This is a genomic window from Pseudomonas sp. Marseille-Q5299, assembly GCF_943737035.1.
GTDB lineage: Bacteria > Pseudomonadota > Gammaproteobacteria > Pseudomonadales > Pseudomonadaceae > Aquipseudomonas > Aquipseudomonas putida_E.
On the sequence record NZ_CALSFR010000002.1, the window covers coordinates 696,679 to 722,046 of the forward strand.

The window sequence follows — 25,368 nt, forward strand, 5'->3', positions numbered from 1 at the left end:
TTTTCGCAAACTTGAGGCAGATGTTGGCCCATGCCCCGTAAAACCTGGCGCGCTGCGCTCGCTGCCTATGCCAGCCCGTCAACCCTGGTGCTTCTGCTGCTCGGCTTCGCTGCCGGTCTGCCCTACATGCTGGTGTTTTCGACCCTGTCGGTGTGGCTGCGCGAAGCTGGCGTGGCGCGCGAAACCATTGGCTATGCCAGCCTGATCGGCCTGGCCTATGCCTTCAAATGGGTATGGTCGCCGCTGCTCGATCAATGGCGGTTGCCGCTGCTGGGTGGGCTGGGTCGCCGGCGCTCGTGGCTGTTGCTGTCACAGGCACTGGTGGTGATCGGCCTGGTGGGCATGAGCCTGTGTGACCCTCAGCAACATCTGTCGTGGCTCATCGCTTTGGCCGTGCTGGTCGCGTTCGCGTCTGCCACCCAGGACATCGCTGTCGATGCCTATCGCCTGGAGATTGCCGACGATCAACGCCAGGCCGCCCTGGCCGCAAGCTACATGGCCGGTTACCGGATCGCTGCGCTGCTCGCCACTGCTGGCGCCCTGTTCTTTGCCGAATGGTTCGGCTCCACCGGTTTCAGCTACCTGCACAAGGCCTGGGCCGGCACTTACGTACTGTTCGGCGTGATGATGCTGCCTGCGCTGTTCACCACGCTGGTGATGCGCGAACCTCCCGTACCATTGCGCACCCAGTTGTCGGCAGCGCGCTATGGGCTTATTCACCAGTTGGCCTCGGTGTTTGTGCTGATCATCCTGCTGGTGTCGGTACCGGCTAGCTTCACCCAGCTGTTCAACACCGACTGGGCCAGCGTCATCTTCGGCGATGCCACACCACTGGACCTGCTGCTCGAAGACCGCGCCTTCCTGCGTCTTATCCTTTATGTGCTGCTGAGTTGGGCGTGCCTGTCGAGCATGGGCCGTCGCGGCCTGGCGCCAGTGCTGACGCCAGTCAACGACTTCATCACCCGCTATCGCTGGCAGGCCCTGCTGCTGCTGGGCCTGATCGCCACCTATCGGATGTCGGACACGGTGATGGGCGTCATGGCGAACGTGTTCTACATCGACATGGGCTTCACCAAGGACCAGATTGCCAGCGTCAGCAAGATCTTCGGCCTGATCATGACCTTGGTGGGCGCAGGTGCAGGTGGGCTGCTGATCGTGCGCTTCGGCATACTGCCGATCCTGTTCATCGGCGGTGCGGCCTCGGCGGGTACCAACATCCTGTTCCTGATGCTGGCCGACATGGGGCCAAATCTTCAGATGCTGGTGGTCACCATTTCGCTGGACAACTTCAGCTCGGGCCTGGCGACATCGGCATTCGTCGCCTACCTGTCGAGCCTGACCAACCTGAAGTTCTCGGCCACGCAATATGCCCTGCTCAGCTCGATCATGCTGCTGTTGCCACGCCTGATCGGCGGCTATTCGGGGGTGATTGTCGAGAAGTTCGGTTATCACGACTTCTTCCTGATCACCGCCCTGCTGGGTGTACCGACCTTGATCCTGATCGCCTTGCAATGGCGACAGGAAGCGGGCCGCGGGAAACAGGCACCGGTGGAGAACTCGGCAACCGAGCAGCCCTGAGGGAGACTCGCGGCCTGTACCCGCCCCATCGCAGGCATGCCGGCGATGGGGCCAGGCAATCGCTACTGAGCGACAGCACCCTCATCAGGCCGGCCACCGACCACAAACCACAACGGCCAGAGCGCCAGCGCCCCCGCTACACCTGCCGCCAAGGCAAAGTGCATCAAGCTCGCCCCCGCCCCGATCATCGCCATCAGCGCCCCGCCCAAGCCCAGCAAGGCGATGGTGATCATCCCCAGCATCGCAGACACCAAGCCTTTGCTCTGATCGCTGGAGAACAGTGTCATGCGGTACAGCACCGCATTGGCCACGCCCAGGCCCAGCGCATACAGCGACATGCCCGCCACCACGCTGGTCACGGTGGGCCAGTACCAGGTGGCAAGCACCATCAGGCACAAGCCTGCCAGGTATGGCCACAGCGCACCGCGCACCAGCGCCGGCAGCGGATAGCGGTCAGCGATGCGGTTGATGATCAGGTTGCCCAGGATCAGCCCACCGAATACTGGCAACTGCCACAGGGCGTATTCCATCGTGCTGAGCCCCTCGTCATGGATAAGCAACACGGGTGACAGGCCGATCCAGCCGATCAGCGGCAGGCCCACCAGGCCCAATGCCGCGCTGCCGGCGACGAAACGCCGGTTGGCCAGCAACTGGCCATAGCCCGCCAGTAGCGGCAGCAGGTGGATCGGCGTGAACGCCAGGCGTGAGCCGTCGCGCCGCTCCACGCCCAAGGTCTCGGGCATCAAGCGGTACAGCAGCCCCCACACCAACACAGCGCCAACGGCGAACGCCACGAACAGCCAGCGCCAGTCCAGCCATTGCAACATCAGGGTACCCACCAGCGGGCCGAGCAGTGGCGACAGCAAGGCAATATTGGCCAGCAACGCCATCATCCGTACCGCATCGGCCTCGCTGAACGCTTCGTTCAGGGCCGGGTAGCTTACCGTCACCACAAAGCCCAGGCCGATGCCTTGCACTAGCCGCAGCAGGTTGAAAAGGCCAATGTCCTGCACCCAATAGGTAGCCAGGCAAGCCGCGCCGAAGAGCGCGCAACCGGCCAGCAGCAGTGGGCGACGACCATAACGGTCGGCCAGCGGGCCGATCAGCCACTGCAGCACCACACCACCGAGCAGGTACAGGTTCAACGCGTGCGGGATGTATTCGGGGCTGGCGTTCAGATGGTCGACCACCACCGGCATGGCTGGCATGACGGCGTCGCTGGCCAGGTAGGTCAGCAGTTCGAACAGGGCCAGGGTCAGGCCGAACAACAGGGCTCTGAAAGGGGTGATGTACAGCAATGGTTTCATGGTGGGGTATCGGTGCAGAGGCAGGTGGGGTCAGGCTATATGCCAGAAATGACGCGGCTTGGCTGTGAACAAGTGTAAATACAAGGGGCCGCTGCGCGCCCCAATCGCCGGCAAGCCGGCTCCTCCAGGCTCACTGCAAGCATCAGGCGCAGTGCATACCTGTTAGAGCCGGCTTGCCGGCGATTGGGCCGCACAGCGGCCCCCATGGTGCAACCTCAGCGTTACTGCGCGGCAGGCTCCTGGACCACACGAATCACCCGCTGCGGGAACGGAATGTCGATTCCTTCGGCCTTCAAGCGATCACGCGCATGTTCATTGAGCATGAACAGCACATCCCAGTAATCGCTGGTCTTGGTCCACAGGCGCAAGGATACGGTGATAGAGCTGTCACCCAGGGTCGCCACCACGGCCTGCGGCGCCGGGTCGGGCAACACGCGAGGGTCCTGCGCAAGCTCCAGCAGTACGTTGCGGGCCTTCTGCAGGTCGGCCTCGTAATCCACACCTACGTCGAACACCACCTTGCGCGTCGGCTGGCGGTTGGTGTTGGTGATGATGCCGTTGGACAGGCTGCCGTTAGGCATGATCACTGTCTTGTTGTCACCGGTGCGCAGCACAGTGTGGAAGATCTGAATGCTGTCCACCGTGCCCGCCACACCCTGCGCCTCGATCCAGTCGCCGATGCGGAACGGGCGGAACATCAGGATCAGCACGCCACCGGCAAAGTTCGCCAGGCTACCCTGCAGGGCCAGGCCGATGGCCAGGCCGGCGGCACCGATGGCAGCGACGAAGGAGGTGGTTTCGATGCCGATCATCGAGGCCACACTGACCAGCAGCAGCACCTTCAGCACGATGTTGGCCAAGGTGCTGATGAAGCCCTGCAGCGCCAGGTCGGCGTTACGCAGACCTACCAGTTTGCCCAGGCGGGCGCTGACCTTGTTGATGATCCACCAGCCGACCGCCAGGGTCAGCAGTGCCAGCAGCACACGGCTGCCGTACTCCATGATCAAGGGGACCCAGGTCTGCGATTGGCGGACCAGCTGATCGACTTCAGCGTTCAAATCCATGTTCATCTCCTGATGCCGAACGGCAAGTACACGGTAAAACCGGCCGCGAAAAATTCAGCGGCCATGGCCCCCATGGACATCATTGCGCCATCGGGGTTCCTGCCAACAAGGATCAGTCGCGGAAGTTGTTGAACTGCAGCGGCATGTCGAACTCTTTGGCACGCAAGGCAGCAATGGCCTCTTGCAGGTCATCACGCTTCTTGCCGGTCACGCGCACCTGCTCACCCTGAATGGCAGCCTGGACCTTGAGCTTGGCATCCTTGATGTGGGCGACGATCTTCTTGGCCAGCTCTTTGTCGATGCCTTCGCGGAACTTGGCCTCCTGCTTCATTTCCTTGCCCGAGGCGTAGGCGTCTTGGGTTTCCAGGCATTTCACGTCGATCTTGCGCTTGACCAGCGCCAGGCGCAGGATCTCGATCATCGCTTCGAGCTGGAACTCAGCCTCGGCAGTCAGCAGCACGGTCTGTTCCTTTTCCTTGAACTCGAAGCTGCCCTTGCCCTTGAGGTCGTAACGACGGTCGAGCTCCTTGATGGCGTTTTCGACGGCGTTCTGCACTTCGTGCTTGTCCAGTTCCGATACCACGTCGAACGAAGGCATGGTTGTTCTCCATAAAATAAAAGCGCGCTCGGTCTGAAGATGGAGCGCGTCGGGGTTTGAAGGTTAAAATGCGGGCTTATTATAACGGGTTGCGAAACGCAGATGAGCAGCACCTGGCATATTCTCGGCGCCGGTAGCCTCGGCACCCTCTGGGCTTGCCGACTGGCACGTGCCGGCAAGGCGGTGCGCCTGATTCTGCGCGATCGGCAGCGGTTGCTGGCCTATGAACAGACTGGCGGCCTGACGCTGGTCGAACAGGACCACGCCAATCATTACGCGATCCCTGCCGAAACAGCCGATACCAACGGGCCGGTGCACCGCCTGCTGGTGGCTTGCAAGGCCTACGACGCAGCACCTGCGATCGCACGGCTGGCCCCGCGCCTGGCCGCTGGCGCGCAAATCGTGCTGCTGCAGAACGGGCTGGGCAGCCAGGACGAAGTCGCCGATCAGGTACCGCTGGCCCGCTGCATCTTCGCCTCCAGCACCGAGGGCGCATTCCGCGAGGACGACTGGCGGGTACGCTTTGCCGGCCACGGCTTCAACTGGCTGGGCGACCCGGCCAACCCCGCGGCGCCAGAGTGGTTCGACGAGCTCCATGACGCCGGTATCCCGGCTGAATGGACCGTCGACATACTTACCCGCCTGTGGCGCAAGCTCGCGCTCAATTGCGCGATCAATCCGCTGACCGTGCTGCATGACTGCCAGAACGGCGGGCTGCTGGGGCACCTGAGCGAAGTCGATGGGTTGATTGCCGAACTCGGCGAACTGCTGGGCCGCTGTGGCCAACCCGAAGCCGCCGATAATCTGGGCGAAGAAGTACAACGGGTGATCCTCGCCACGTCAGCCAACTACTCTTCGATGTATCAGGATGTGCGCGCAGGCCGGCGTACCGAGGTGCATTACTTGCTTGGCCATGCCTGCCGCTCAGCCGCGCGCCATGGCATGGTGCTGCCTGGGCTGGAACGCCTGCACCAGCGGCTGGTCGATAACCTGCGTGCACGTGGCTTGCCAAGCGCCTGACGCGCCCTTTCAACCGGATACGGACATTGCCTAGCCCATGACCTTGCGCCAACGCCTGGAAAACCTCCCGGTCGGGCAGAAGCTGCTGGCCGCCCTGCTGGTACTGCTGGTGACCATCCTGCTGGTGGCCAACCTGACGTTCATCAGCGCCGCCTACTGGATCACCCAGGAAAGCATGGCGCCGCAAGCGTTGCAGACCATCGGCCGCCTGGTCGCCAACCCTCAGCTGGCAGCACGCGCCGGCGAATCCCAGGACACTGCCACGGCGCTGCTCAAAGAGCTGGACAGCTATACGCCGCTGCGCGCTGCGGCGGTCTATGGTGGCGATGGTCGCATGTTGGCCCAATTGCAACATGGCGACCCGCTGGCCCTGCCCAAGCGCTATCGAAACATCGACGGCTGGCGCCTGATGGAATTTCGCAGCACCCAACTGATCCGTATCCCCCGTGATGCCAGCCCGCCCGCGCACCTGCTGCTGGTGGCCAGCAGCGAACTGCCAACCGCGTTCTACACCGGCACCCTGAGCGCCAGCCTGGCGATCCTGGTGTTCAGCATCCTGCTATGGCTGGTCATCGCCCGGCAGATCAAACGCCTGATCACCCAGCCGATCAATCAGCTCGAAGAACTCAGCCGCCAGGTCACCCGTGAAGAAAGCTACGCGCTGCGTGCCAAAAGGGGCAACGACGATGAGATCGGCAGCCTCGCCGACGCTTTCAACACCATGCTCTCGCGCATCGAGGCGCGCGAGCAGCAACTCAAGCGCACCCGCGACGAATTCCAGGACGCTTACGATCAGGCCCAGGGCCTGGCCGAGGAAACCCGCCACACCAACCGCAAGCTGGAACTGGAAGTCCAGGTGCGCAGCAAGATCGAGAAAAAGCTCACGGGCTTTCAGAACTATCTCAACAGCATCATTGACTCCATGCCCTCGGCGCTGATCGCCCTCGACGAGCAGCTTTATGTCACCCAGTGGAATCACGAGGCCACGGTGCTCTCCGGCACGCCGCTGGACGAAGCGCTGAACCAGCCGATCTTCATCGCTTTCGAGCCGCTCAAGCCGTTCCTGCCGCAGCTCAAGGAAACCGTGGAAAAACACCGTGTCGCCAAGATCGAGCGGGTCACCTGGGCCAAAGGCGACGACCTGCGCCATTACGCCCTGACCTTCTATCCACTGATGGGTGGCGGCGGCCGCGGCGTGGTCATCCGCATCGACGACATCACCCAGCGCCTGTCGCTGGAGGAAATGATGGTGCAATCGGAAAAGATGCTCTCGGTCGGTGGCCTGGCCGCCGGCATGGCACACGAAATCAACAACCCGCTGGGCGCGATCCTGCACAACGTGCAGAACATCCGCAGGCGACTGTCGCCGGAGCTGCCGCGCAACCAGGAGCAAGCCAGCGAGCTGGGCATCGACCTGCCCAGCGTCAATCGCTACCTGGAAAGCCGCGAGGTACCGCAACTGCTCGATGGCATTCAGCAGGCCGGTGCCCGGGCGGCCAAGATCGTCACTCATATGCTCAGTTTCAGCCGCCGTAGCAACCGCCAACTGGCGCCCTGCGACCTGCCGGCATTGATCGACCAGGCCGTGGAAATCGCCGGTAACGACTTCGACCTGACCATCGGTTTCGATTTCAAGGGCCAGGCCATTGTCCGCCAGTTCGACCCCAACCTGGGGCCGGTGCCGTGCACCGCCAACGAGCTGGAGCAAGTGCTGCTGAACCTGCTGAAGAATGCCGCCCAGGCCATTCACCAACGGCCTCAGCCCAGCGAGCCAGGAAGGATCACCTTGCGTACCCGGCTCAGCCCGCCGTGGGCCGAGATCCAGGTCGAGGACAACGGCGTCGGCATGCCCGAAGCGGTCCGCAAGCGCACCTTCGAGCCCTTCTTCACCACCAAGGAAATCGGCCAGGGCACCGGGCTCGGTTTGTCGGTTTCCTACTTCATCATCACCAATAACCACAAGGGGCAGATGGAAGTGCAGTCCACGCCCGGCCAGGGCACCTGCTTCACCCTGCGCCTGCCCCTCGGCCAGCCGTCGGCAGCGGCCCCGAACCAGACGGAGACATGACATGGGCTATCGCCTGTCGAAGATTTACACCCGCACCGGTGACACAGGTGAAACCGGCCTGGGCGATGGGCGCAGAGTGCCCAAGGACCACCCGCGGATCGAGGCAATTGGCGAGGTGGACAGCCTTAACAGCCAGCTTGGGCTGCTGCTGGCCGGCCTTGCAGAGCAAGGTCTGGATGAGGTCAGCGAGGTTCTGGCGCCATGCCAGCACCGCCTGTTCGACCTGGGCGGCGAGCTGGCGATGCCCAGTTACAAGGCACTGAACGAGGCCGAGGTGGAACGGCTTGAGGCTGCCATCGATGGGTGGAACGAGGAACTGGGGCCGTTGACGAACTTTATCCTGCCCAGTGGATCGGCGCTGATCGCCCAGGCGCACGTCTGCCGAAGCCTGGCACGCAGTGCGGAACGACGCTGCCAGCAACTGAATGCGGTTGAGCCGCTGGAAGGCGTGGGGTTGGCGTATATCAATCGCCTTTCCGATCTGCTGTTTGTGGCGGCGCGGATCATCGGGCGGCGGCAGGGGGTTGCCGAGGTGTTGTGGCAGGCTGCGGACAAGCCAGCAGGCTGACACCGCAAAGGGGCTGCCTGGCAGCCCCCTGCGACGGCCGCCTCAGGCCTCAGGCCAAAAGGCCCGAATCCCGGCAACACCTTGCGCCCCGGTTTGCCAGGCCCGCTCACGCTCGCCTGGCCCAACACCACCGAGCAGGAACACCGGCTTGCCGAACCCGGCAATCAAGCGCTGAGCCTCATCCCAACCCAGCGGCGAGGCCTCAGGATGCGTCTGCGTCAGCTGCACTGGCGAGAGCGTGACGAAATCCACACCCATCTGCTCAGCCAGTGCCAGCTCTTCAGCACTGTGACAGGACGCTGCCAGCCAACGATCTTTAGGGAAAGGCCGGCCCTTGGCGGCGTATTTGCGCAGTTGCGCTGCCGTCAGGTGCCAGCCCGCCGCGGGGAAGTCGCCCAACCACTCCAGCGGCCCCTTGAGCATCAACTGTGCCTTGCCCGCACATAGCCCCACCGCATCCACCGCCACATCGCGGTACTTGGGGTCGTACATGTCCGGCGCACGCAACTGGATCAGGCGGATGCCGGCGGCAACAGCCTTCTGTATACCCTTGAGCATCTCGGGCACGTCCAGGCCGTCCGGGGTGATCAAGTACTGATCGGGCAGGCGCGCGGCGGCCACGATCGGCTTGTTGGCCTCGGGGAACTCATACTGTGGCAATTCCCTCGGCGACACCCAGGCCAGCGGCTGGCCTTCAGCGCCGTGGGGTTCACCTGTGAACGCTTCGACCTCACGGACATCGAGCAACACCTGTTTGTCCGGGTAGTCGTGGCTGACCTTGATCAGCGCCCGTGAACGGGTCACTTCGATACCCAGCTCTTCGCGAAGCTCGCGAGCCAGCGCCGCTTCGACGCTTTCGCCCTCCTCCACCTTGCCGCCAGGGAATTCCCACAGGCCACCCTGATGCTGGCTGTCGGCCCGTCGGGCAATGAGGATGCGGCCGTCTGTACCGCGAATCACCGCTGCTGCTACATGAATCCGTTTCACCCTTCACGCTCCGCCAGGCCTGCTTGCTGCCAGGCCTTGAAGGCCGGCCATTGGTAAATGGTTTCGATATAGCTCGCAGCCTGCGCTGGCACCTCTACACGGTAAGTACGCAGGCGCACGGCAACCGGGGCGAAGAAGGCATCGGCCAGGGTCGGCTTGCCGAACAGGAACGGGCCGCTGTCCTTGGCCACCAGGCGGCATTCGGACCACAGCGCGACGATACGGTCGATATCCACTTGCACATCCAGCGGGATGTTTTCCAGCGCTTCGTCCCGGGACAGATCGAAGGGCATGGCGCCACGCAGGGCGAAAAAACCGCTGTGCATCTGCGCACAGGCCGAACGGGCCTGGGCACGGGCTGCCACATCGACAGGCCACAAGTGGGCCTCGGGGTGGCGCTCGTTAAGGTATTCAGCGATGGCCAGGGAGTCGGCGATCACCCCGTGCTCGGTCTTGAGCAGCGGCACCTTGCCGGTGGAGGAGAACGCGAGAATGCGCTGACGGGTGTCGGGCTGGTTGAGTTTGATCAGGCTTTCTTCGTAGGGAACGCCGGCCAGCTCAAGGGCCAGGGCGCCGCGTAGCGACCAGGAAGAATACAGCTTGTCGCCGATGATCAGGTGATAGCTCATGGGTCGGCTCCGATGATGTGGCAATGTCGGTGGCCTTGGGGCTGCTGTGCAGCCCATCGCCGGCAAGCCGGCTTCCACAGGTGGCTGCGAGCAGGCTTTTCGGCGATTAGGCCATTGGATCAGGTACGGTATTCGGCGTTGATCTTCACGTATTCGTGGGACAGGTCGGTGGTCCAGATGGTTTCGCTGCACTGGCCACGGCCCAGCTCGATACGGATGGTGATCTCTTCCTGAGCCATCACTGCCGAGCCCTGCTCTTCGGTATAACTCGGGCTGCGGCCGCCTTTGCTGGCGATACACACATTGTCGAGGTACACGTCGATCAGGCTTACATCCAGCGCAGGCACCCCAGCGCGCCCTACGGCAGCAAGGATACGGCCCCAGTTCGGGTCGGAGGCGAACAGCGCGGTCTTGATCAGCGGCGAGTGAGCGACAGCGTAACCGACATCCAGGCACTCCTGATGGTTACCACCGCCATTGACCTGCACGGTCACGAACTTGGTAGCGCCTTCGCCGTCACGGACGATGGCCTGGGCCACTTCCATGCACACTTCGAACACCGCCTTCTTCAGCGCTTCGAACAGCGCGCCGCTGGCCTCGGTGACTTCCGGCAGGCCCGCTTTGCCGGTGGCGATCAGCATGCAGCAGTCGTTGGTCGAGGTGTCGCCATCGATGGTGATGCGGTTGAACGACTTGTTGGCGCCGTCGAGCATCAGGTCCTTGAGCACGGCCGGGGCAACTTTGGCGTCGGTAGCGATGTAGCCGAGCATGGTGGCCATGTTCGGGCGGATCATGCCGGCGCCTTTGCTGATACCGGTAACGGTGACGGTCACGCCTTCGTGCTGGAACTGGCGGCTGGCGCCCTTGGGCAGGGTGTCGGTGGTCATGATGCCGGTGGCGGCTTCAGCCCAGTTTTTTTCCGACAGGTTGTCCAAAGCGGCCTGCAGGGCACCTTCGATCTTTTCGACCGGCAGCGGCTCACCGATCACACCGGTGGAGAATGGCAACACCGACTCGGCAGGCACACCGGCCAGTTCCGCCAGCTTGGCGCAGGTACGCTCAGCAGCGGCCAGCCCCGGCGCGCCGGTGCCCGCGTTGGCGTTGCCAGTGTTGGTCAGCAGGTAACGCACAGTGCCCTGAACGCGTTGCTTGGCAAGGATCACCGGTGCTGCGCAAAAGGCGTTGAGGGTGAACACGCCTGCCACGCTGGAGCCCTCGGCGCAGCGCATGACCACCACATCCTTGCGCCCTGGGCGCTTGATGCCGGCAGAAGCGATGCCGAGTTCAAAACCCGGAACCGGGTGCAGGGTGGGCAAAGGACCAAGACCAACAGCCATTAGAGCGCTCCTAGAAAAACGGTGAAGTGATGAGGAAAGAGCGGGGCCGCTTCGCGCCCCATTCGCGGCACAAGGCCGCTCCTACAGGGACCGCGCCAACCGGTGAGCGAGCGCGATATGTGAGAGCGGCCTTGTGTCGCGAAAGGGCCGCAATGCGGCCCCAGGCTTTTACAAACGTCTGTTCAGATCACTCGATCTGACCATGGCAATGCTTGAACTTCTTGCCCGAACCACACCAGCACGGCTCGTTGCGGCCCAGCTTCTGATCGTTGCGCACCGGGGCAACGGCGACTGCCACTTCGGCACCTTCTTCGCTCAGTTGCTCGCTCTCAAGGCCTGGCGCAGGGGCGTGCTGGAACTGCATGCGGCTGGCCAGTTCTTCGGCTTCGCGGCGCAGGCGGGCCTCTTCTTCGACCGGGTCTTCGCGGCGTACCTGAACGTGCGACAGCACGCGGATGGTGTCGCGCTTGATCGACTCGAGCAATTCCTGGAACAGGGTGAAGGATTCGCGCTTGTACTCCTGCTTCGGGTTCTTCTGCGCATAACCACGCAGGTGAATGCCGTGGCGCAGGTGGTCCATGGTCGACAGGTGGTCTTTCCACAGGTCGTCCAGCACGCGTAGCAGGATCTGCTTCTCGAAGGTACGCAGGGCGTCGATGCCGGCCTGGTCTTCCTTCTCGTTGTAGGCGTCGGTGATTTCCTTCAGCAGCTTCTCGCGCAGGGTCTCCTCGTAGAGGTGATCGTCCTCGTCGAGCCACTGCTGGATAGGCAGCTTGATGGCGAAGTCGCTGGCCAGCGAAGCCTCCAGGCCGGCAACGTCCCACTGTTCGGGCAGCGACTGCGGCGGGATGTGCTGGCTGATGGTGGCATCGAGCACTTCCTGACGGAACTCGGCGATGGTGTCACCGATGTTTTCGGCAGCCAGCAGGCTGTTGCGCATGTGGTAGATCACCTTGCGCTGTTCGTTGGCCACGTCATCGTATTCGAGCAGTTGCTTACGAATATCGAAGTTGCGCCCTTCGACCTTGCGCTGCGCCTTTTCGATGGCGTTGGTGACCATGCGGTGTTCGATGGCCTCACCGGACTGCATGCCCAGTGCTTTCATGAAGTTCTTCACCCGATCGGAGGCGAAGATACGCATCAGGCTGTCTTCCAGCGACAGGTAGAAGCGGCTGGAACCCGGGTCGCCCTGACGGCCGGAACGGCCACGCAGCTGGTTGTCGATACGACGCGATTCATGGCGTTCGGAGGCGATCACATGCAGGCCACCGGACTCGATCACCTGCTGGTGACGCTTCTGCCAGTCGGCCTTGATCTGAGCGATCTGCTCGGGGCTCGGGCTCTCCAGGGCAGCCACCTCGGCTTCCCAGTTACCGCCCAGAAGAATGTCGGTACCACGACCGGCCATGTTGGTGGCAATGGTCAGTGCACCCGGAGCCCCCGCTTGCGCGATGATCTCGGCTTCCTTTTCGTGGTACTTGGCGTTCAGGACCTTGTGCTCGATGCCTTCCTGCTTCAGCAGGTTCGACATGTGCTCGGAGGTTTCAATGGTCGCAGTACCCACCAGAACCGGACGGCCCTGGGTCATGCTTTCTTTGATGTCGGCAATGATCGCGGCGTACTTCTCGTCCGCGGTCAGGTACACCAGGTCGTTGAAGTCCTTACGCGCCAGCGGCTTGTTCGGCGGAATCACCATCACGTTGAGGCCGTAGATCGACTGGAACTCGAACGCTTCGGTGTCGGCGGTACCGGTCATGCCGGACAGCTTGGTGTACAGACGGAAATAATTCTGGAAGGTGGTCGAAGCCAGGGTCTGGCTCTCGGCCTGGATGTTCAGGTTCTCTTTCGCCTCGATGGCCTGGTGCAAGCCTTCGGAAAGGCGACGGCCAGGCATGGTACGGCCGGTGTGCTCGTCGATCAGCAGGACCTGACCGTCCTGAACGATGTACTCGACATTGCGGTGGAACAGTTTGTGCGCACGCAGGCCGGCATAGACATGAGTCAGCAGGCCCAGGTTGTGCGACGAGTAGAGGCTCTCGCCCTCAGCCAGCAGGCCGGACTGGGTGAGCATCTCTTCGATGAACTGGTGACCGGCTTCGTTGAGCTCGACCTGGCGGCTCTTCTCGTCGATGGAGAAATGACCTTCCTGGGTGACCTGGCCTTCGACTTCTTCGATGTGCTGGGTCAGGCGCGGGATCAGGCGGTTGATCTCGATGTACAGCTTGGAGCTGTCTTCTGCCTGGCCGGAGATGATCAGCGGCGTACGGGCTTCGTCGATGAGGATCGAGTCGACTTCGTCGATCACGGCGAAATTCAGTTCACGCTGGAATTTCTCTTCCAGGCTGAAAGCCATGTTGTCGCGCAGGTAGTCGAAACCGAACTCGTTGTTGGTGCCGTAGGTGATATCGGAGGCATACGCAGCGCGCTTTTCCTCTGGTGGCTGGAAGGCCGAGACGATGCCTACGGACAGACCGAGGAATTCGTACAGAGGGCGCATCCAGTTGGCGTCGCGGCGGGCCAGGTAGTCGTTGACCGTGACCACGTGCACCCCTTTGCCGGAAAGGGCGTTGAGGTAAACGGCCAGGGTACCGACCAAGGTCTTGCCTTCACCGGTGCGCATTTCTGCGATCATGCCCTCGTGCAGGGTCATGCCGCCGATCAGCTGCACATCGAAGTGGCGCATGCCCATCACGCGCTTGCCGGCTTCACGGGCCACGGCGAAGGCTTCAGGCAGCAGTTGGTCCAGTGTCTCGCCTTTGGCCAGACGCTCCTTGAACTCTGCGGTTTTGGCGCGCAGTTGCTCATCGGAGAGGGCGACCATTTTCTCTTCGAAGGCATTGACGATGTTCACCGTCTTGAGCATGCGTTTGACTTCACGCTCGTTCTTGCTTCCAAAAAGTTTCTTTAACAAAGGCGCAAACATATCGGCAGGATCTTCCACACGTAGGGATGGAGGGCGGCCCCATGAGTCGCCCGTGCAGCCCTTGGGCCGCATGCGAACGAGCATTCTACCCGGAAACGATGGTGAGGAAAGTGGTGGATTTCCACGATGCTGGCACAGCGCTTTGGCGGGGGCGTTTCTAAGATAAGGGCATTTTCGCTGAGTTCAACCCGGAGCATCATGAAACGTATCGAGAATGACTCGTATGCTGTCTGTGTGCGATGGCGCTGGCGCCGTCAGTGGGGCCGACAGAGGTGTTAGACTGCCAATCTTGTAACCTGATGCGACCCCCATGGCCTACAAACCCTCCCCGCCCAGCCCCCTTCGGCACTGCTGCGCCAGGTGCGCCCGCTGCGCCTGTTGCTGAACCAGGCCGAACGCCTGGCGCACCTGCAGCGCCTGCTGGAAAGCCAGTTGCAACCGGCAGCCCGCGAGCACTGCCACGTGGCTTCGTGGCGCGACGGCACGCTGCTGCTGGTGGTCACGGACGGGCACTGGGCCACCCGCCTGCGCTATCAGCAGAAGCGCCTGATGCGTCAGCTGCAGGCGCTGGAAGCGTTCGGCAACCTTCAGCGCATCCTTTACAAGGTGCAGCCGCCGCTGGTTCCGGCCAAGCGCGGCGGTAACATGACCGAGCTGTCGACCAATGCCGCCGAAGGCATTCGGGGTTCCGCCGAAGGCATCACCGACCCCAAACTGCGTGAAGCACTGGAACGCCTGGCCAGTCACGCCAAGGGCAAGGGTTGAGTCAGCAGGCCTGAGCACAACCCATAAAAAAGGCCACCCGAAGGTGGCCTTAATCACTAGAGAGAGTGTTCGAACTTACACGGCCGCAACAGGGCGCATATAAGAGATCGGTGCCGTACTGGCATCTTCGAAAGTGACCACTTCCCAGGCATCGGTTTCATTGATCAGCTTGCGCAGCAGCTGGTTGTTCAGCGCGTGCCCGGACTTGTAGCCCTTGAACTCGCCAATCAGGCTGTTGCCCAGCAGGTAAAGGTCGCCGATGGCGTCGAGGATCTTGTGCTTGACGAACTCGTCTTCGGAGCGAAGGCCGTCTTCGTTAAGGACACCGGTCTCATCGACAACGATGGCGTTCTCGACACTGCCACCCAGCGCAAGGTTGTGCTTGCGCAGGTACTCGATGTCACGCATGAAGCCGAAAGTACGGGCGCGGCTGACTTCCTTGACGAACGAAGTGCTGGAGAAGTCGACGACGGCGCTCTGGGTCTGGCCCTTGAGGACCGGGTGATCGAAGTCGATCTCGAAGCTCACCTTGAAGCCTTCGAAAGGCAGGAAGGTAGCGCGCTTGTCGCCCTCCTCCACTGTCACTTCACGCAGGATGCGGATGAACTTCTTGGCTGCGTCCTGCTCTTCCAGGCCGGCAGACTGAATCAGGAATACGAAGGGACCGGCGCTGCCATCCATGATCGGAACTTCCGAGGCGGAGAGCTCGACGTAGGCGTTATCGATGCCCAACCCCGCCATGGCGGAAAGCAGGTGCTCGACGGTATCGACCTTGACGTCACCGTTGACCAGCGTGGTGGACATGGTGGTCTCACCGACGTTGGCCGCACGTGCCGGGATCTCGACCACAGGGTCGAGGTCGGCGCGACGGAAGACGATGCCGGTATCGACAGGCGCAGGCTTGAGGGTCAGATAGACCTTCTCCCCGGAGTGCAGGCCGACGCCTGTGGCACGGATGGTATTCTTCAGGGTGCGTTGTCTAATCATGGCATTGGCCGCTTCAGCGCAAATTGCGAACAGGTATCAACAAAGGCTGAGGATGATAACAGACCCGGCCTTTGCTGAACACCAATCACCCTTATACCCCTGATAAATTCCATTAATCGGCCTGACGACGCAGGAAGGCCGGGATATCCAGGTAGTCCAAGTCATCCTGAGGGTTGAGTTTAGCTGCTGCGGCAGCGCCTGCGTGGGCCTGGTTGCGCATCACGGTCGGACGCTCCAGGTCACGGTAGTTGACCGCTGGCTGCTCCTGACGAACAGGGGCCGGGTTGGAGGCCTCGTACGCCTGCTGGGCAGTCTGCAGTGTGTTGTCGACCACCTTGACCGGCTTCTCGATACGCGCGCCCAGGCCAGTGGCCACCACGGTCACGTGCAGCTCATCGCGCATGTCCGGGTCGATCACGGTGCCCACCTTGACCATCGCGTGGTCGGAGGCGAAGGCTTCGATGATGCTACCCACATCGGAGTACTCGCCCAGCGACAGGTCAGGGCCTGCGGTGATGTTCACCAGGATGCCGCGGGCGCCCTGCAGGTTGACGTCTTCGAGCAGCGGGTTGCGGATTGCCGCCTCGGTGGCTTCGCGAGCACGGTTCGGGCCGCTGGCGCAACCGGTACCCATCATCGCCATGCCCATCTCGCCCATCACGGTGCGCACGTCGGCGAAGTCGACGTTGATCATGCCCGGGCGCTTGATGATGTCGGAAATACCGCGAACGGCACCGGCCAGTACATCGTCAGCCTTGGCAAAGGCGGACAGCAGGCTGGCATCCTTGCCCAGGATGGTCAGCAGCTTCTCGTTGGGAATGGTGATCAGCGAGTCGACGCTCTCGGCCAGCATGCGGATGCCTTCATCGGCGATCTGCATACGTTTGCGACCTTCGAACGGGAACGGGCGGGTTACCACGGCAACCGTGAGAATGCCCATTTCCTTCGCCACTTCGGCGATGATCGGCGCTGCACCGGTACCGGTACCGCCGCCCATGCCGGTAGTGATGAACACCATGTTGGTGCCCTGCAGCACCTCGGCGATGCGCTCACGGTCTTCCAGAGCAGCCTGACGGCCGACTTCCGGATTGGCACCTGCACCAAGGCCCTTGGTGACCCCGGTACCCAGTTGCAGGATGGTGCGCGCGCCGATGTTTTTCAGCGCCTGAGCATCGGTGTTGGCGCAGATGAACTCGACGCCTTCGATGCTGCTTTTCACCATGTGGTTGACGGCGTTGCCGCCGCCACCGCCGACACCGATCACTTTGATGACCGGGCTTTGCGGGACGTTGTCTACGAGCTCGAACATTTTCCCTCTCCTTTCAGTTCTCTAGTTGTCGCGCCTACCACTACTGCTTTGAAACTTAGAAGTTGCCCTGAACCCACCGCTTGAAGCGCTCAAGCACTGGGGCCTTCGGTTCATCGCCATAGCTGTTGCTGCTGCTGTTACCGGTCAGGGGCAAGTCTTCGGACTGCTTCTGCAGGCCGTAAGCGAGCAAGCCCACGCCGGTGGAATAGATCGGGTTGCGCACCACGTCGCTCAACCCCCGAACGCTGTGCGGTACGCCCAGGCGTACCGGCATGTGGAAAATTTCTTCGGCCAGTTCCACGGCGCCTTCCATCTTCGCGGTGCCGCCGGTGAGGACGATGCCGGCCGGCACCAGGTCCTCGTAACCGCTGCGGCGCAGCTCGGCCTGGATCAGCGTGAAAAGCTCGTCGTAACGGGGCTCTACCACCTCGGCCAGGGCCTGGCGCGACAGTTCGCGCGGTGGGCGGTCGCCCACGCTCGGCACCTTGATGGTCTCGCCGGCGCCGGCCAGTTTGGCCAAGGCGCAGGCGTAACGGATCTTGATTTCCTCGGCGTACTGGGTGGGTGTACGCAGGGCCATGGCGATGTCGTTGGTGACCTGGTCGCCGGCAATCGGGATGACCGCAGTGTGACGGATCGCGCCTTCGGTGAAGATGGCGATGTCGGTGGTGCCGCCGCCGATGTCCACCAGGCACACACCGAGCTCTTTCTCATCGTCGGTCAGCACCGAGTAGGCCGAGGCCAGTTGCTCGAGGATGATGTCGTCGATTTCCAGGCCACAACGGCGCACGCACTTCTCGATGTTCTGCGCCGCGTTGACCGCGCAAGTGACCACGTGAACCTTGGCTTCCAGGCGCACGCCAGACATGCCCAGCGGCTCGCGCACACCTTCCTGGTTATCGATCACGTAGTCCTGCGGCAGGGTGTGCAGCACGCGCTGGTCAGCCGGAATGGCCACGGCCTGGGCAGCGTCAAGCACACGCTCGAGGTCGGCAAGGCTGACCTCGCGGTCGCGAATGGCGACGATGCCGTGGGAGTTCAGGCTGCGGATATGGTTGCCGGCCACGCCGACGAACGCCGAGTGGATGCGGCAGCCAGCCATCAGCTGCGCTTCTTCCACTGCGCGCTGGATCGACTGCACGGTGGACTCGATGTTCACCACCACGCCCTTCTTCAGGCCGCGGGAAGGGTGAGTACCGATCCCGACGATCTCCAGGGTACCGTCTTCGCCTACTTCACCCACCAGCGCCACCACCTTGGAGGTGCCAATGTCCAGCCCGACGATCATTTTGCCGCTATGCGCGTTTGCCATGGTCCTGCCTCTCTCTAATTCTTCGCAACGGCGGGTTGGGCCGTCGTCGGTGCGTTCGGTTCCCGCCAACCAACGGCAAGTCCGTTGGAATAACGCAGATCAATGCGGGCGATGTTGGTGATCTGCTCTTTGAGTGTCTTGTCGTAAATGGCAATGAAACGGCGCATCTTCTCCACCAGATGATCGCGCCCCAGCAGCAGCTCGACGCCCTGCCCGGTGCTGCCCGCACCGGTGGTCAGGAACCAGCTGCCACGCTCGCGCAGCTCCAGGCGAGCGATGGAAAAGCCCAAGGGGCGCAGCATCTGGCTCAAAACCTGATACTGCTGCATGACTTGCTGCTGGGCACGCTGCGGCCCGGCCAACTGCGGCAGATGCTCGTAGTTGGCCAACTCGCGCGGGGTGAAGGCCTGGCCCTGGTTGTTGAGCAAGGCTTCCTCACCCCAGCGTGCCACCGGCAACTGTTCTTCCAGGCGAATCACCACCTCGTCCGGCCAAACCCGGCGTACTTCGGCGTGGGCGATCCATGGCATCTGTTCGAGCTCGGCTCGCATCGCCGTGAGGTCGACGCTGAAGAAACTCGCTGCCACGTATGGCGCGATCCGCTGCTGCACCGACTGCTGGCTGATGTAACTGAGGTCGCCCTGCACGTCGATCTTGGTGATCGGCCGGTCGGCGTACGGCATCAGGCGAATGGCGCCCTCGTAGGCGCCAAAGCCTGCGGCCACCAGCAACACCGGCCACAGCAGGCGCTTGAGGCCGCCCAGGCTGGGCCGCGGCAGGCGCGCCGATACGGGCTCGTCGGCCACCAGTCGGCTGGCACCACGCGGCACCGGCTTGCTACGGCCGGTAACGGGTTGCTGCTGACGTATCATTGCGCCTTGCATGGTTTGTTAACCTCGCGTCGCTACGCTGTCGGCCAGGATCGCCAGCACCAGTTGCTGGAAGTCCAGACCGGCCGCGCGGGCCGCCATGGGCACCAGGCTATGATCAGTCATGCCCGGCGCGGTGTTTACTTCGAGCAGCCAGAACCGGCCCTGCTCGTCCTGCATCACGTCCAGACGGCCCCACCCTTCAATGCCGATGGCATCGCAGGCGCGCGCGGTCAGGTCGATAAGCTCCTGCTCCTTGGCACTGTCCAGCCCGCACGGAATGCGGTACTGGGTGTCATTGGCGATGTACTTGGCGTCGTAGTCGTAGAACACGTGCGGAGTGCCCAGGGCGATCGGCGGCAGCACCTGGCCACGCAGAACGGCAATGGTGAACTCCGGGCCGTGAATCCATTGCTCGACCAGCACCTGAGAATCGTATTTGGCGGCGTCTTGCCAGGCAGCGACCAGTTCCTGCTCGCTGTTCACCTTGGCCATGCCGATGCTAGAGCCTTCATGGGCAGGTTTGACGATCAGCGGGAAGCCCAGTTCCGTACCAGCTACAACACAATCTTCTTCGCTGGCCAGCACAGCATGACGCGGGGTCGGAATGCCCAGGCTTTGCCATACCTGCTTGGTCCGCAGCTTGTCCATGGCCAGGGCCGAGGCGAGGATGCCACTGCCGGTGTAGGGAATGCCCAGGCACTCCAGCAGGCCTTGCATGCTGCCGTCCTCACCGCCGCGGCCGTGCAGGATGATGAAGGCACGGTCGATCTTCTCGCTTTGCAGGCGGGCCAGCAGGTCATCGCCCACGTCGATGGCGACCACGTCGACACCGGCGCTGCGCAGCGCCTCGATCACGGCAGCGCCCGACTTGAGCGAGACTTCACGCTCGGCGCTCTTGCCGCCGTACAGTACAGCGACACGGCCGAACGCGTTGACGTCCAGGGTTGAATGTAGCTTCTCGTAGGCGCTGGTCATTTCGACTTCTCCTGCTTGGCGCCAGCGAACAGCGGGCTTTTCATCAATTGCGGGGCCAGGCCACCGACATCGCCGGCACCTTGGCACAGCAGGATGTCACCGGCACGCAGCAGCGGCTTGACCAGCGGTGCCAGCTCGGCGCCGCGTTCGATGTAGATCGGGTCCAGCTTGCCGCGCTGGCGGATGCTGTGGCACAGCTGACGGCTGTCGGCACCGGGTATCGGCTCTTCACCGGCCGGGTACACCTCCATCAGCAGCAGCACGTTGGCATCGCCCAGCACCTGCACGAAATCGTCGTACAGGTCACGGGTGCGGCTGTAACGGTGTGGCTGGTAGACGATGACCAGGCGACGGCTTGGCCAGCCACCGCGTACAGCCTTGATCACCGCCGCCACTTCGGTCGGGTGGTGGCCGTAGTCGTCGACCAGCATCACGCTGCCGCCTTCAACCGGCAGTTCGCCGTACACCTGGAAGCGTCGACCGACACCCTGGAAGCCCGAAAGCCCCTGCACGATGGCTTCGTCGCTGATGCCTTCGTCGGTGGCGATGGCGATGGTGGCCAGGGCATTGAGCACGTTGTGGTTACCCGGCATGTTGACCGACACTTCCAGCGGCTCACGATCACGGCGCAGCACGGTGAAGTGGGTCTGCATGCCCTTCTGGCTGACGTTGATCGCGCGGATGTCAGCCTCTTCGCTGAAACCGTAGGTCACGGTCGGGCGCTTGACCTGCGGCAGGATCTCACGCACCACCGGGTCGTCCAGGCACATCACGGCCAGGCCGTAGAACGGCAGGTTGTGCAGGAACTCGACGAAGGTTTTCTTCAGTTTGTTGAAGTCACCCTCGTAGGTGGCCATGTGGTCGGCGTCGATGTTGGTGACCACAGCAACCATCGGCTGCAGGTGCAGGAAGCTGGCGTCGCTTTCGTCGGCTTCGGCGATCAGGTAACGGCTGGTTCCCAACTGCGCATTGGTGCCGGCAGCGGTCAGGCGGCCACCGATGACGAACGTCGGGTCCAGGCCACCGGCGGCAAATACCGAGGCCAGCAGGCTGGTGGTGGTGGTTTTGCCATGGGTACCGGCAACCGCCACACCATGGCGGTAGCGCATCAGCTCAGCGAGCATTTCGGCACGCGGCACCACTGGGATGCGCCGTTCAAGCGCAGTGGCGACTTCCGGGTTGGCCGGGTTGATGGCGCTGGACACCACCAGTACATCGGCATTGGCGGCGTTTTCGGCACGGTGGCCAACGAAGATCTCGGCACCGAACGACTCCAGGCGCTGGGTAACCGGCGACACCTTGAGGTCGGAGCCGGACACTTCATAGCCCAGATTCAGCAGCACTTCGGCAATACCGCACATGCCCACGCCGCCGATACCGACGAAGTGGATACGATGAATACGGCCCATCTTCGGCTGGGGCATGGCTTTCTGGCTTTCAACCATGGGCCACCTCCAGGCAGATATCGACCACGGTGCTGGTTGCGGAAGGTTTGGCAAGGCCCCGTGCGGTGCGTGCCATGGTGTTGAGTTTCTCGGGTTGCATCAGCACCTCGTTCAGGCGTTCAGCGAGTTGCGCTGCGCCAGTTGTCGCTTGTGGCATGAGGAAGGCGGCGCCTTCCCGAGCCAGATATTGGGCGTTATGGGTCTGGTGGTCGTCGATGGCATGGGGCAAAGGCACCAGCATCGAAGGCAGGCCGGCCGCCGCGAGCTCGCTGACGGTCAGGGCACCGGCCCGGCACACCACCAGGTCGGCCCAGCTGTAGGCGTGGGCCATGTCCTTGATGAACGGCTCTACCTGAGCCTCGACACCCGCCTCTTGATAACGCTCGGCGGTGATCGGCGCGTGGTGCTTGCCGGCCTGATGGAACACCTCGGGCCGCAGGTCAGCGGGCACCTCGGACAGGGCCTTAGGCAACAATTTGTTCAATGGTTCCGCACCCAGGCTGCCACCCATGACCAACAGGCGGGCACGGCGCTCGCCCAAGGGCGCACGCTGCGCGTCCATGAACAGCTCAGGGCGCACCGGATTGCCGGTGGTACGCAGCTTTTCGCCAGCTTCAAACGTGCCTGGGAAAGCCTCGCAGACACGCGCCGACAACGGCACCAGCAGGCGATTGGCGGTACCGGCGCGGGCGTTCTGTTCGTGAATCACCAGCGGCACACCGCACAGACGCGCGGCGACGCCGCCAGGGCCGGTCACATAGCCACCGAAGCCGATCACGCAGACCGGCTTGAGCTGGCCAATGATACGCCGCGCCTGGAGCACGGCCTTGACCAGGGTAAACGGTGCCTTGAGCAGCGACAGCTTGCCCTTGCCACGCAAGCCGCTGACCTGGATCAGGTGCAGCGCCAGGCCGGCCTGGGGGACCAGCTCATTCTCGATGCCGCGGGGGGTGCCCAGCCAGTGCACGGTATAGCCGCGCGCCTGGAACTCACGTGCGCAGGCCAGGGCCGGGAACACATGGCCTCCGGTGCCACCCGCCATGATCAGTACGTTTTTGCCGTCAGCGGCCATGACTGGTCTCCTCGGCAAAATCGCTTTCGCTGAATTCGTGTTCCTCGCTGCCCAAGTGCGTGCGGCTTTCCCATTCGATACGCAGCAACAAGCCGACGCAGGCACAGCAGATCACCAGGGAGCTGCCCCCGTAACTGAGGAAGGGCAAGGTCAGGCCCTTGGTCGGCAGCAAGCCGACGTTCACGCCAATGTTGATCAGGAACTGGCCAATCCACAGGAACGCCAGGCCAAATGCCATGTAGGCGGCAAAGTACTGCTTGGCCTTCTCGGCCCACAGGCCGATGTAGAGGGCGCGCACGGTCACGAATACGAACAGCGCGATGGTCACCAGCGAACCGACCACGCCCAACTCCTCGGCGAGTACCGAGAACACGAAGTCGGTGTGCGCTTCAGGCAGGTAGAACTGCTTTTGCACACTGTTGCCCAGCCCTACGCCCAGCCACTCGCCGCGGCCGAAGGCGATCAATGCCTGGGTCAACTGGTAACCAGAGCCGAACTGGTCGGACCAGGGGTCGGTAAAAGTGATCAGGCGCGCCATCCGGTAGGGCTGCGCCTGCACCAGCACGAACACTGCGACCACCGCCAGCACCACCATCAGGCTGAAGCGGAACAACCCTACTCCGCCGAGGAACAGCATGGCTGCGGCAGCGCCCATCATGACCACGGTGGCACCGAAGTCCGGCTCCATCAGCAGCAGGCCGGCCATCGGCAGCAGCACGATGAACGGTTTGAAAAAGCCCATCCAGCTTTCGCGCACTTCGGTCTGCCGACGTACCAGGTAGCCGGCGAGATAAATGACCACGAAGACCTTGGCGATCTCCGAAGGCTGGACGTTGAAGAAGCTGAAGCCGATCCAGCGCATCGAGCCGTTCACTTCCCGACCAATGCCAGGCACCAGCACCAGTACCAGCAGGCCAAAGGCACCAACCAGCATCATGAAGCCCATGCGCTGCCACGTGGCGATCGGCACCAGCAGGGTCGCACCACAGGCGACCAGGCCAATGGCCACATAAACCAGATGGCGGAACATGTGGTACAGCGGGTTGCCTGACTGTACTGCGGCCACTTCCGACGACGCCGAGGTGATCATCACCAGGCCCAGGCCGAGCAGCGCCAGGCAGCCGGCCAGGAAGGCGAAGTCGAGGTCGATGCCACGGCCGCTGATAAGCGGCGACGGGTACGGCTTGAGGATGCCGAAGATCATGCCAGCCCTCCCGCCGCCTGGGCGAACAGCCGCCCGCGTTCTTCAAAGTTCTTGAACATGTCGAGGCTGGCGCACGCCGGCGACAGCAACACGGCGTCACCCGGCAGGGCCAGCTCGGCGCATTGCTGCACGGCCTCGTCCAGCGTCTTGACCCGCACCAGCGGCACGGCATCACCTAGCACCTCGGCCAGGCGTTCGGCATCACGGCCGAGCAACACAACGGCGCGGCAAAAACGTGCCACCGGCTGACGCAGGGCGGCAAAATCGGCACCCTTGCCGTCGCCGCCGGCGATCAGCACCAGCTTGCCGTCGATATCCGCGCCCAGGCCTTCGATGGCGGCCAGGGCAGCACCGACGTTGGTCGCCTTGGAATCGTCGTACCAGCTCACACCGTTGCGCGCACGCACCCATTGGCAACGATGGGCCAGGCCGCCGAATTCGCGCAGGGCTTCGAGCATCGGCTCGAACGGCAGACCGGCGGCATGCCCGAGGGCCAGGGCCGCCAGGGCGTTGCTCTGGTTGTGGGCACCCCGAATTTTCAGGTCACGGACCGGCATCAGTGCCTGGAACTCGAAAGCCAGGTACTTCTCGCCCTCGACTTCACGCAAGCCGAAGGCCTTGAAGTCCGGCTGATTCAGGCCAAAGCTCCAGCACGGGCGATTTTCGACCGGCAACGGCCGGCTCAGGGCATCCTGGCGGTTCACCACCACTTGGCGGGCGCCACGGAATATCCGGTGCTTGGCCAGGTGATAGGCCGGCAGGCCGCTGTAGCGGTCCATGTGGTCTTCGCTGATGTTCAGCACCGTGGCAACTTCGGCATTGAGCTGGTCGGTGGTTTCCAGCTGGAAGCTCGACAGCTCCATGACATACAGCTCGACATCATCACTGAGCAGGTCCAGGGCCGGTGTACCCAGGTTGCCGCCGACGGCCACGCGCTTGCCGGCCTTGGCGGCCATCTCGCCGACCAGGGTGGTTACCGTGCTTTTCGCATTGGAGCCACTGATCGCCACGATCGGCGCCTTGGCATGGCGGGCGAACAGTTCGATGTCACCGGACAGCTTCACGCCACGCGCCGCCGCCTGCTGCAGGGCCGGCGTGGCCAGTGCCAGGCCTGGGCTCACATACAACTCGTTGGCGCGGCACAGGAAGTCCACGTCCAGTTCACCACAGCGTACTTCCACCTGCGGGTAATCACGGCGCAGGGTGTCCAGTTCCGGCGGTTGCTCGCGGGTGTCGGCGACCGCAAAGGCAATGCCCTGGTTCGCCAGGAAGCGAACCAGGGACATGCCGCTCTTGCCGAGGCCGACAACGATGCGGAATTGGTCGGAAGCGATCAGTGACACGCTCG

The 25,368-nt window shown here is 62.9% G+C and carries 20 protein-coding genes and 1 pseudogene; 5 read left to right on the top strand and 16 right to left on the bottom strand.

Annotated features, from left to right (window positions below):
* Nucleotides 1–30: 30 nt before the first annotated feature.
* Nucleotides 31–1,578, top strand: a complete 1,548-nt coding sequence (locus NGJ21_RS07635) for an AmpG family muropeptide MFS transporter (protein WP_039603670.1) — start codon at nt 31–33, stop codon at nt 1,576–1,578.
* 62 nt (nt 1,579–1,640) lie between these two features.
* Here the strand turns inward: NGJ21_RS07635 and NGJ21_RS07640 are convergent, their stop codons facing one another.
* The 3 genes from NGJ21_RS07640 to NGJ21_RS07650 form a co-directional block, all read right to left on the bottom strand.
* Nucleotides 1,641–2,885 carry an MFS transporter gene (locus NGJ21_RS07640; protein WP_251961985.1) on the bottom strand — a complete coding sequence of 415 codons (1,245 nt, stop codon included), beginning with the start codon at nt 2,883–2,885 and terminating at the stop codon, nt 1,641–1,643.
* Between the two features lie 221 nt (nt 2,886–3,106).
* Nucleotides 3,107–3,949, bottom strand: coding sequence for a mechanosensitive ion channel family protein (locus NGJ21_RS07645; RefSeq protein WP_115273649.1), 843 nt, complete (start codon nt 3,947–3,949; stop codon nt 3,107–3,109).
* 112 nt (nt 3,950–4,061) lie between these two features.
* A complete protein-coding gene (locus NGJ21_RS07650; RefSeq protein ID WP_046784865.1) occupies nt 4,062–4,547 on the bottom strand; it encodes a YajQ family cyclic di-GMP-binding protein in 486 nt (161 codons plus the stop codon).
* 102 nt (nt 4,548–4,649) lie between these two features.
* Here NGJ21_RS07650 and NGJ21_RS07655 point away from each other — a divergent pair, with 102 nt between their 5' ends.
* From NGJ21_RS07655 to NGJ21_RS07665, 3 genes are read left to right on the top strand one after another with little or no spacing between them, the layout of a single operon-like run.
* Entirely contained in the window at nt 4,650–5,567 is a 918-nt protein-coding gene (locus NGJ21_RS07655) for a putative 2-dehydropantoate 2-reductase (protein ID WP_115273648.1), read from the top strand.
* A gap of 37 nt (nt 5,568–5,604) precedes the next feature.
* Nucleotides 5,605–7,635 carry a sensor histidine kinase gene (locus NGJ21_RS07660; RefSeq protein WP_115273647.1) on the top strand — a complete coding sequence of 677 codons (2,031 nt, stop codon included), beginning with the start codon at nt 5,605–5,607 and terminating at the stop codon, nt 7,633–7,635.
* 1 nt (nt 7,636) lies between these two features.
* On the top strand, nt 7,637–8,203 hold the full coding sequence (locus NGJ21_RS07665) for a cob(I)yrinic acid a,c-diamide adenosyltransferase (protein WP_115273646.1): 567 nt from the start codon (nt 7,637–7,639) through the stop codon (nt 8,201–8,203).
* A gap of 42 nt (nt 8,204–8,245) precedes the next feature.
* On the opposite strand, the gene NGJ21_RS07670 is transcribed toward NGJ21_RS07665, so the two are convergent.
* The 4 genes from NGJ21_RS07670 to secA all read right to left on the bottom strand — a co-directional run bounded on the left by NGJ21_RS07670 (nt 8,246) and on the right by secA (nt 14,079).
* Entirely contained in the window at nt 8,246–9,190 is a 945-nt protein-coding gene (locus NGJ21_RS07670; protein WP_125923881.1) for a Nudix family hydrolase, read from the bottom strand.
* Nucleotides 9,187–9,819, bottom strand: coding sequence for a glutathione S-transferase family protein (locus NGJ21_RS07675; RefSeq protein WP_237861009.1), 633 nt, complete (start codon nt 9,817–9,819; stop codon nt 9,187–9,189). Before NGJ21_RS07675 ends, NGJ21_RS07670 begins: the two co-directional genes overlap by 4 nt.
* Nucleotides 9,820–9,938: 119 nt before the next feature.
* A complete protein-coding gene (gene argJ, locus NGJ21_RS07680; protein ID WP_251961986.1) occupies nt 9,939–11,156 on the bottom strand; it encodes a bifunctional glutamate N-acetyltransferase/amino-acid acetyltransferase ArgJ in 1,218 nt (405 codons plus the stop codon).
* A 187-nt stretch (nt 11,157–11,343) separates the two neighbouring features.
* Nucleotides 11,344–14,079, bottom strand: a complete 2,736-nt coding sequence (secA, locus tag NGJ21_RS07685; RefSeq protein ID WP_174142273.1) for a preprotein translocase subunit SecA — start codon at nt 14,077–14,079, stop codon at nt 11,344–11,346.
* Between the two features lie 310 nt (nt 14,080–14,389).
* On the opposite strand from secA, the pseudogene NGJ21_RS07690 reads away from it, so the two are divergent.
* Nucleotides 14,390–14,844 (top strand): annotated as a pseudogene (locus tag NGJ21_RS07690) (DUF721 domain-containing protein).
* A 75-nt stretch (nt 14,845–14,919) separates the two neighbouring features.
* Here the strand turns inward: NGJ21_RS07690 and lpxC are convergent.
* The 9 genes from lpxC to murD all read right to left on the bottom strand — a co-directional run bounded on the left by lpxC (nt 14,920) and on the right by murD (nt 25,363).
* Nucleotides 14,920–15,831, bottom strand: coding sequence for a UDP-3-O-acyl-N-acetylglucosamine deacetylase (gene lpxC / locus NGJ21_RS07695; RefSeq protein WP_039603495.1), 912 nt, complete (start codon nt 15,829–15,831; stop codon nt 14,920–14,922).
* A 112-nt stretch (nt 15,832–15,943) separates the two neighbouring features.
* The gene (ftsZ, locus tag NGJ21_RS07700) at nt 15,944–17,140 is read right to left on the bottom strand and encodes a cell division protein FtsZ (protein WP_003251871.1); all 1,197 of its coding nucleotides are present in this window, start codon (nt 17,138–17,140) and stop codon (nt 15,944–15,946) included.
* Between the two features lie 55 nt (nt 17,141–17,195).
* Entirely contained in the window at nt 17,196–18,452 is a 1,257-nt protein-coding gene (gene ftsA / locus NGJ21_RS07705) for a cell division protein FtsA (RefSeq protein WP_012312872.1), read from the bottom strand.
* Between the two features lie 14 nt (nt 18,453–18,466).
* On the bottom strand, nt 18,467–19,336 hold the full coding sequence (locus NGJ21_RS07710) for a cell division protein FtsQ/DivIB (protein ID WP_012312871.1): 870 nt from the start codon (nt 19,334–19,336) through the stop codon (nt 18,467–18,469).
* Between the two features lie 6 nt (nt 19,337–19,342).
* Nucleotides 19,343–20,299 (bottom strand): D-alanine--D-alanine ligase, encoded by a 957-nt coding sequence (locus tag NGJ21_RS07715; RefSeq protein WP_046784855.1) that lies wholly within the window; start codon nt 20,297–20,299, stop codon nt 19,343–19,345.
* Nucleotides 20,296–21,744, bottom strand: a complete 1,449-nt coding sequence (gene murC, locus NGJ21_RS07720; protein ID WP_046784854.1) for a UDP-N-acetylmuramate--L-alanine ligase — start codon at nt 21,742–21,744, stop codon at nt 20,296–20,298. Before murC ends, NGJ21_RS07715 begins: the two co-directional genes overlap by 4 nt.
* Nucleotides 21,737–22,816 carry an undecaprenyldiphospho-muramoylpentapeptide beta-N-acetylglucosaminyltransferase gene (gene murG / locus NGJ21_RS07725; protein WP_115273641.1) on the bottom strand — a complete coding sequence of 360 codons (1,080 nt, stop codon included), beginning with the start codon at nt 22,814–22,816 and terminating at the stop codon, nt 21,737–21,739. The genes murC and murG overlap by 8 nt, the downstream gene beginning before the upstream one ends.
* Entirely contained in the window at nt 22,806–24,020 is a 1,215-nt protein-coding gene (ftsW, locus tag NGJ21_RS07730) for a putative lipid II flippase FtsW (protein ID WP_046784852.1), read from the bottom strand. The genes murG and ftsW overlap by 11 nt, the downstream gene beginning before the upstream one ends.
* Nucleotides 24,017–25,363 carry a UDP-N-acetylmuramoyl-L-alanine--D-glutamate ligase gene (gene murD, locus NGJ21_RS07735; protein WP_115273640.1) on the bottom strand — a complete coding sequence of 449 codons (1,347 nt, stop codon included), beginning with the start codon at nt 25,361–25,363 and terminating at the stop codon, nt 24,017–24,019. The genes ftsW and murD overlap by 4 nt, the downstream gene beginning before the upstream one ends.
* Between the last annotated feature and the right edge of the window lie 5 nt (nt 25,364–25,368).